Source organism: Acinetobacter sp. UBA5934 (assembly GCF_002430855.1).
Taxonomy (GTDB): Bacteria; Pseudomonadota; Gammaproteobacteria; order Pseudomonadales; family Moraxellaceae; genus Acinetobacter.
The window spans coordinates 1-6,505 of sequence record NZ_DJDC01000044.1; the positions used below are offsets into that span (position 1 = coordinate 1).

Sequence of the window (6,505 nt, forward strand, 5' to 3'; positions counted from 1 at the left end):
CTCAGCGCATGCGGTGGGTGATCGGTTGGGTTAAATGGCAAATCACTGGCAGAAACGGTTTGCCAGCCCTGAGCTTCATCCGGCTTAAATTGACCTTTTCCATCCCAGGGTTTATCCGTTGAGGCTTTACGTCCTGCATGTGCCAGTTGAATGGCCACCGGCATGGGAGATAAAGACTTCACCTTAGCCAAAAGCGCTTTCATCTGGGCACGTTGCAAATCATTCCACAGACCTAAATCGGCATAACTAATTCGACCTTCAGGCTGAACCGCAGTAGCTTCGATAATACACATGCCAGCGCCTGACAAAGCATAATTTGCCCATTGCTGTTCATGCCAATACGTGACTTCACCCTGTTCAGTTGCCGAATACTGGCACATTGGAGCAATTACAATTTTATTATTCAGTTTTAACGAACCAAATTGAATCGGTTGAAATAATAACGCCACACCAAACTCCTTATTAAAATGCTTTGCTCAGACTTAATCCTGCACTCCAGTTCAAACCATCTGCGGGTTCAAAGAAGCGCCCATTACCGTCATTTACAATCACGGAACCGACATAGTTCCGATCAAATAAATTATCTACTCGAGCAAAACTACGAACTTTCCAATCGTCATTCTTCCATATATAGCCGACATTAGCTGATACTGTCGTGTAACTTGGAGCCGTATCGGTATTGGCATCATCTACATAAATTTTGTCCATGTAACGGACATCTACCCCTGCATTAAAGCCAGTTTCCGGCTGCCAGCGCAAAGCTGCAAAGGCCTGATTTTTGGCAATGCCGGGTATTTTTGTACCTTTCTGCACAGTACTGGCTGGAATTGCGGCATCAAAAGTGGCATCAATAAAACTATAACTGGCCTCCGCCTTTAAGTCCTGCCATAGATTTTTATTCCAGGACAGCTCAACCCCTTCACGCAAGGTTTTATCTGCATTTTTATAGGTAGCCCGTCCATCAATCGTGCCTGCCGAGACAATGTCATCTTTGGTTTTAGACTGGAAAATGGCAGCAGTAAAATGACCTAAGGAATTTGTACTCTTTAAACCCAGTTCATAGTTATCGCTGCTGGCCGCGGTTAAATTGAAATTCATTCCCTCATTTGCAGAATAAGCCATTTCAGTAAAGGTCGGTGTTTCAAAACCTTTGGCATAACTTGCATAGGCATTGAGATCAGGGTTAATCTTCCAGCTTAAAGCGACAGACGGCAGCACTTTGTCATAGTCGGTCTTGCCACTATCATCCCCGTTGCCGGTCACAATATAGTGATCATTGGACTCATAATGCACATTGCTATAGCGTAAACCGCTATCTAAAGTCCAGTTGGGCATAAAATCCCAAGAAGCTTGCAGATAAGGGTCCAGGTTCCAGAGAATATTTTGTTCATCCCGGCGTAGGTCGCCTTTTACGCCAAATTGATTATTGGCGTTGAAATTTTCATAACCCTGGCGGTCTTCATCCATATAGTCAAAGGCCAAGCCAGCAGTGAACCGGGTATTGGGCAATAAGTCCTTGCCTGTCCAGCGCAGATCGGTACCGTAATAATCACGGCTAAAATCAATCACCCCGCCTGCATGTCTTGGATTATTTTGAGGCGCCCGAGGAATCGATTGATATTGTGTGACTTCACGATGTCCCAAATAGGCCATTGCATTGATTTCATGCTGGTCATTTATCGGTTTTGACCAGGTTAAGCCGGTTTGAGTCTGATTAATTTCTTTGCGCACATCGTAAATATTTGCCGCATCATTGACCTGTTTAGGATTGGCTTGCCATTGCTCGCGACTTAAACCTTGCGGATCATCGGCATTGATATCAACATGATTTACAATCCAGTTGACTTTAGATCCGTCTTCTAAATCCCAGGTCAGTTTGGCATTGCTGAGAACTTTGCGTGCAGCGCTATGGTCGCGATAACCATCGGTATCAAAATAAGATGAACTCACCACATAACTCGGTTCACTGGCTTTTTCTGCCCCGCCTTGCAGGATGATATCGGCACGGCTTTTCTGGTGACTGCCACCTGAATAACCGACTTCAATAGAATCTTTGCCTTGACCTTGTTTGGTCGAAGTTAAAATCGTCCCGCCAGATGAGTTGCCATACAGTGTAGAGAATGGTCCACCCAGTATTTCCACATGATCTAGACTGCTTAAATCGATATTTGAAGTTTGTCCCTGGCCATCCGGCATGGTTGCGGGAATACCATCAACATATAAACGGATGCCCCGCACTCCAAAAGTAGAACGTGCACCAAAGCCACGCATGGAAATCTGTAAATCCTGAGCATAATTTTCACGATTATTCAGTTGTAAGCCCGGCACACCTTTTAAGGTCTCCGATAGGTTGACCTCTAGATTATTGTCATTGTTTTTTTGATCAATTCGATATACTGAAGCCGGTGTTTGCAACCAAGCAGTATCGGTACGCGTGGCTTCAATTTTTATGGTAGGCAGTAAAACAGGCTCCGTAGAACCTGTTTCTGCATATAAGCTTTGGCAGATACATGCCGTTAGGCAAAGTAAAGTCATATTGATGGGCATCACGTGATATTTACCTTGCATGGGCAGCTCTCTATGTCATATTAAAATACTACTTTAGAGCTTAAACCAAGTACCAAGGCATCGTCCACGTTATTTGTAGCGCCTGGGTTAATAACATATTGAATGTTAGGACGAAGCATTAACCATTTGGTTGGATAATGGCTATAGTTCAATTCAATATTGTATTCGGCACTGGCATTAAATGCAGGATTAGTCACACGGTCATTTACGTGCACACGGTTTACACCCAGACCTAAAATGTCATTCGGCTGAGAATCGAATAGACCAATATATTTCACACCGATTTGCTGTGAATTATCGACCTTATTGGTGGTACGGTCATGCCAGGTAAAGTTGGCAAAGCTATGCAAACCTTGCTTGCCAGAACCTGTCGAGGTCAATTGCTGTTCTACTGCTAACCAACCGCCAAATGTACGATTTTTTGCGTCAGATGTGTTCGCAATATCTTTTTGGTTTTTCAAATCATCAGCTGTGTTATAGATACCACCGACACGGTAGCTGCCTGGTAAGCCATTCACAAATGATTTTGGCTGCCATACCACTTCTACAGGAATAGTTAGCCCATCAGCATTGTCGGTATCCAAATTCCAGCCATGACGTTCCAAAGCATTTTCAGGGTTATATTCATAGACACCCACTTGGGTAAATACTTCAGGCGTTACCTGATATTTCACCCGACCACCCCATTGTGCAACAGGGGTATTCATCCAGATATTGCCTTGCCATTTACCCATTTGTGCAGCACAAAATGCAGTACTTTGGAAATCGCAAGCCATTACGTTAAAGTCCATACCCAGACCTAAACGCCCCACTTTGACACTCACGCCTTGATCTTTAAAATTCTTTTCAATCGATAATTCGCTTAAACGAGTTTTTTGGTTGCCACGGCCAAAGTTTGCCTGAACATTGGCAAGTTGCGGCACCTCACCTTGCAAATCATCGACTGTGGTACTTTGTCCTTGACGTGCGCTCACTGCAGCACGAATGGTGACCCCTTCCCAACCGGCAAGTTTCTCCATATCGAAAGTTGAACCTAACCAGAACTGGCTGGCTACAGTCGGATCATTCCCCTCATCACGACCACCGTCGGCTAAATAGGCAACATCAGCAGCAATATTGGCATCAAACTTCACCCCTTGCGCAGCCAGTTCGGTACGTTTACCGTTCCAGTCCCCCAACAAATACTGACCATTAGGGTCAAATGCTTCAGCGGCTTGAGTTTGGGTCATGGCTGTCAACACAAAGGCTGGCAATAAAGCTAGACTAATTTTTTTCATAAGAAAAACCAAAAATGCAAAGTTTCAGTTAGAAATCGATTCATTGAATCGATATTATTATGTGAAAATTACCTAATTTTTAGCCACTTATGTCAGCATTTTTTTTATCACTAATTAAATAAAAAGTTATGAGTTAATAAAAACAAATAACTATTAGTTTTAATATAAGTATATATATTGTTATTTTTCATAATTTTAAGTAACAACTATTAAAATTAAAACCCATCATCTTGAAAATACCTTCTGGAGTTCAATTAGACCAATTGATACATTTTTAACCTATTTATAAAATTTAAGCTCCTCCATTAAAAGTCTTGCTTTACTCTGCACAATTCAAAAGCAGCTCTTGTATTCCCTGCCGGATAACCCGATATTAGCTTTATCTATAGAATTTTGAACTGCAAATGCCCGAATTACCCGAAGTCGAAACGACTAAAACAAGTTTACTTCCCTTGTTAGAGCAAACTGTCCTGAATGTTGAAGTACGTCAATCCAGTTTGCGCTGGCCTATTCCAGATAATATTCAAAAACTTAAAGGTCAAAAATTACTGCAGTTGACCCGTCGTTCCAAATATATTCTGGCTGAATTTGAACAAGACAGTATGCTTTGGCATTTGGGTATGTCGGGTAGTTTTCGCTTGTGTGAGAAAAACACTGAACTGCGCAAACACGATCACTTGATTATTCAATTTGAAGATATCGAACTGCGTTATCATGACCCGCGCCGTTTCGGCTGCATTTTATGGCTTGATCAAAACTCTCAAACAAAATTAATTGATACTTTAGGTCCTGAACCCTTAAGTGACGCATTTAATGCTGAATATCTGTTTGAAAAATTTAAAAAGAAAAATGTCGCTGCCAAAGTAGCCATTATGGATAACCATATTGTCGTGGGTGTAGGTAATATTTATGCCACCGAAAGCCTGTTCAATTTAGGCATTCACCCTGCCCAGCCCGCTTCAAGTTTAACTCGCACGCAAATTGAAAAACTGGTCATCGAAATTAAGCGCATTTTAAAACAGGCGATTGATTTAGGCGGATCGACCTTACGTGACTATACTAATGCCATGGGCGAAAATGGTTATTTCCAGCAAACCCTGTTGGCTTATGGTCGTGCTGGCGAGATGTGCGTCAATTGTGAAACCACTTTGGAAAATTTAAAGCTCGGACAACGTGCATCGGTATTTTGTCCCGAGTGTCAGCCTTTGAAAAAAGTTAAAATAGCAAGCAAGACTCCATCCAAAGGAAATAAAGCATGAAATCTGCCATCGTCCGTCATATTTTAGTCAAAGATAAAGAACTGGCCGAACAGTTGAAAAAGAAAATTAAAGCCGGTGCAGATTTTGCCAAAATTGCCAAACAGCATTCTACCTGTCCATCGGGTAAAAAAGGCGGTGAACTGGGTGATATTAAAAAAGGTCAGCTAGTCGGTCCGATTGATAAAGCTGTGTTTACTTTGCCTGAACGTGAACTGCATGGCCCGATTAAAAGTCAGTTTGGCTGGCATTTACTGGAAATTAAATTTCGGATGTAATCCCCCTAAATCCCCCTTTTCCAAAGGGGGACTGCCCCCTCCCTTTATTAACGGGAGGTTGGGAGGGATTCTATAAAAAGGTATCTCAAGATGCCTTTTTTATAAATAAAATTAAAGTTGTGGGCGTTTTTTCAATTCATCACGAATTTCACGTAACAATTCGATATCAGCCGGTGTAGTTGGAGTTTCCTCAACTGGTCCTTCTTGTTTACGTAACCGGTTCATGAGTTTAACCAGCAAGAATACGACCCAGGCCAAGATTAAGAAGTTAATTAAAATCGTCAAAAAATTCCCGTAAGTCAGTACGTTTACGCCGGCCTTCGTTAAAGCATCGAGTGATTGTAAATTATCCGGGTTCTTTCCTAATACAAAGAATTTCTGGGTGAAATCTACGCCACCGCCTGTGATTACGGTAATTAAAGGCATAATAATGTCTTTAACCAATGAGTCGATGATTTTACTAAAAGCACCACCAATAATGACACCAATCGCTAAATCCATCATATTGCCTTTAATGGCAAACTCTTTAAATTCTTGAATAATACTCATGACTTTCTCCAGTTTATCTTTAAAGCATTCTTTATTAATATATTTTGAGAACCGTATGATGCACTAATGCATTTATAACAGGTCATAATTACCTGTAATTTACGTGGAATTTAACCTCTTGAACATATTGCTTATCTAATTATAAACAAAAAAAAATGCTACCACTGACGTGATAGCATTTTGCAATTCTTAATTTAATTAAATCAACAGATTAAGAACGGTTACGTTTACGTTCGTTTTCAGTCAACCAACGCTTACGGATACGGATTGACTTAGGTGTTACTTCAACTAATTCATCGTCTTCAATGAATTCAAGTGCTTGCTCTAGCGTGTATTCAATTGCAGGAACAAGTGTTAACGCATCATCCGTACCAGAAGCACGTACGTTAGTTAACTGTTTTGCTTTAGTTGGGTTAACAACCATATCGTCTGAACGAGAGTTAATACCTACGATCATACCTTCGTAAACTTCTAACTGAGGTTTAGCGAATAGACGACCACGGTCTTGCAAGCTGAACAATGCATAGCCCAAGCAAGTACCTTGAACCATAGAGATCAATACACCGTTTTGACGTTT

The 6,505-nt window shown here is 41.4% G+C and carries 5 protein-coding genes and 2 pseudogenes; 2 read left to right on the forward strand and 5 right to left on the reverse strand.

Annotated elements, in window-relative coordinates; genetic code table 11:
* The 3 genes and pseudogenes from B2Y23_RS03210 to B2Y23_RS03220 form a co-directional block, all read right to left on the reverse strand.
* Positions 1 to 449, reverse strand: a pseudogene (locus B2Y23_RS03210) (oxidoreductase); the annotation flags it as partial.
* 13 nt (positions 450 to 462) lie between these two features.
* Positions 463 to 2,568: a TonB-dependent receptor domain-containing protein gene (locus B2Y23_RS03215; protein WP_409449797.1), complete on the reverse strand. Its 2,106-nt coding sequence runs from the start codon at positions 2,566 to 2,568 to the stop codon at positions 463 to 465.
* Between the two features lie 20 nt (positions 2,569 to 2,588).
* Positions 2,589 to 3,845, reverse strand: coding sequence for a carbohydrate porin (locus tag B2Y23_RS03220; RefSeq protein WP_291368984.1), 1,257 nt, complete (start codon positions 3,843 to 3,845; stop codon positions 2,589 to 2,591).
* A gap of 404 nt (positions 3,846 to 4,249) precedes the next feature.
* On the opposite strand from B2Y23_RS03220, the gene mutM reads away from it, so the two are divergent.
* On the forward strand, positions 4,250 to 5,104 hold the full coding sequence (gene mutM, locus B2Y23_RS03225) for a bifunctional DNA-formamidopyrimidine glycosylase/DNA-(apurinic or apyrimidinic site) lyase (RefSeq protein ID WP_291368986.1): 855 nt from the start codon (positions 4,250 to 4,252) through the stop codon (positions 5,102 to 5,104).
* Positions 5,101 to 5,379, forward strand: coding sequence for a peptidylprolyl isomerase (locus B2Y23_RS03230; protein WP_291356642.1), 279 nt, complete (start codon positions 5,101 to 5,103; stop codon positions 5,377 to 5,379). The genes mutM and B2Y23_RS03230 overlap by 4 nt, the downstream gene beginning before the upstream one ends.
* Positions 5,380 to 5,490: 111 nt before the next feature.
* On the opposite strand, the gene mscL is transcribed toward B2Y23_RS03230, so the two are convergent.
* Together mscL and B2Y23_RS03240 are read right to left on the reverse strand one after the other, a co-directional pair.
* Positions 5,491 to 5,928, reverse strand: a complete 438-nt coding sequence (mscL, locus tag B2Y23_RS03235) for a large conductance mechanosensitive channel protein MscL (protein ID WP_291356644.1) — start codon at positions 5,926 to 5,928, stop codon at positions 5,491 to 5,493.
* A gap of 211 nt (positions 5,929 to 6,139) precedes the next feature.
* Positions 6,140 to 6,505 (reverse strand): annotated as a pseudogene (locus tag B2Y23_RS03240) (translational GTPase TypA); the annotation flags it as partial.

Excerpts from the sequence above, each read along its gene's own strand:
- B2Y23_RS03215 (WP_409449797.1), bottom strand. The coding sequence starts at position 2,568 with ATGCAAGGTAAATATCACGTGATGCCCATCAATATGACTTTACTTTGC.
- mscL (WP_291356644.1), bottom strand. The coding sequence starts at position 5,928 with ATGAGTATTATTCAAGAATTTAAAGAGTTTGCCATTAAAGGCAATATG.
- B2Y23_RS03230 (WP_291356642.1), top strand. The coding sequence starts at position 5,101 with ATGAAATCTGCCATCGTCCGTCATATTTTAGTCAAAGATAAAGAACTG.
- mutM (WP_291368986.1), top strand. The coding sequence starts at position 4,250 with ATGCCCGAATTACCCGAAGTCGAAACGACTAAAACAAGTTTACTTCCC.
- B2Y23_RS03220 (WP_291368984.1), bottom strand. The coding sequence starts at position 3,845 with ATGAAAAAAATTAGTCTAGCTTTATTGCCAGCCTTTGTGTTGACAGCC.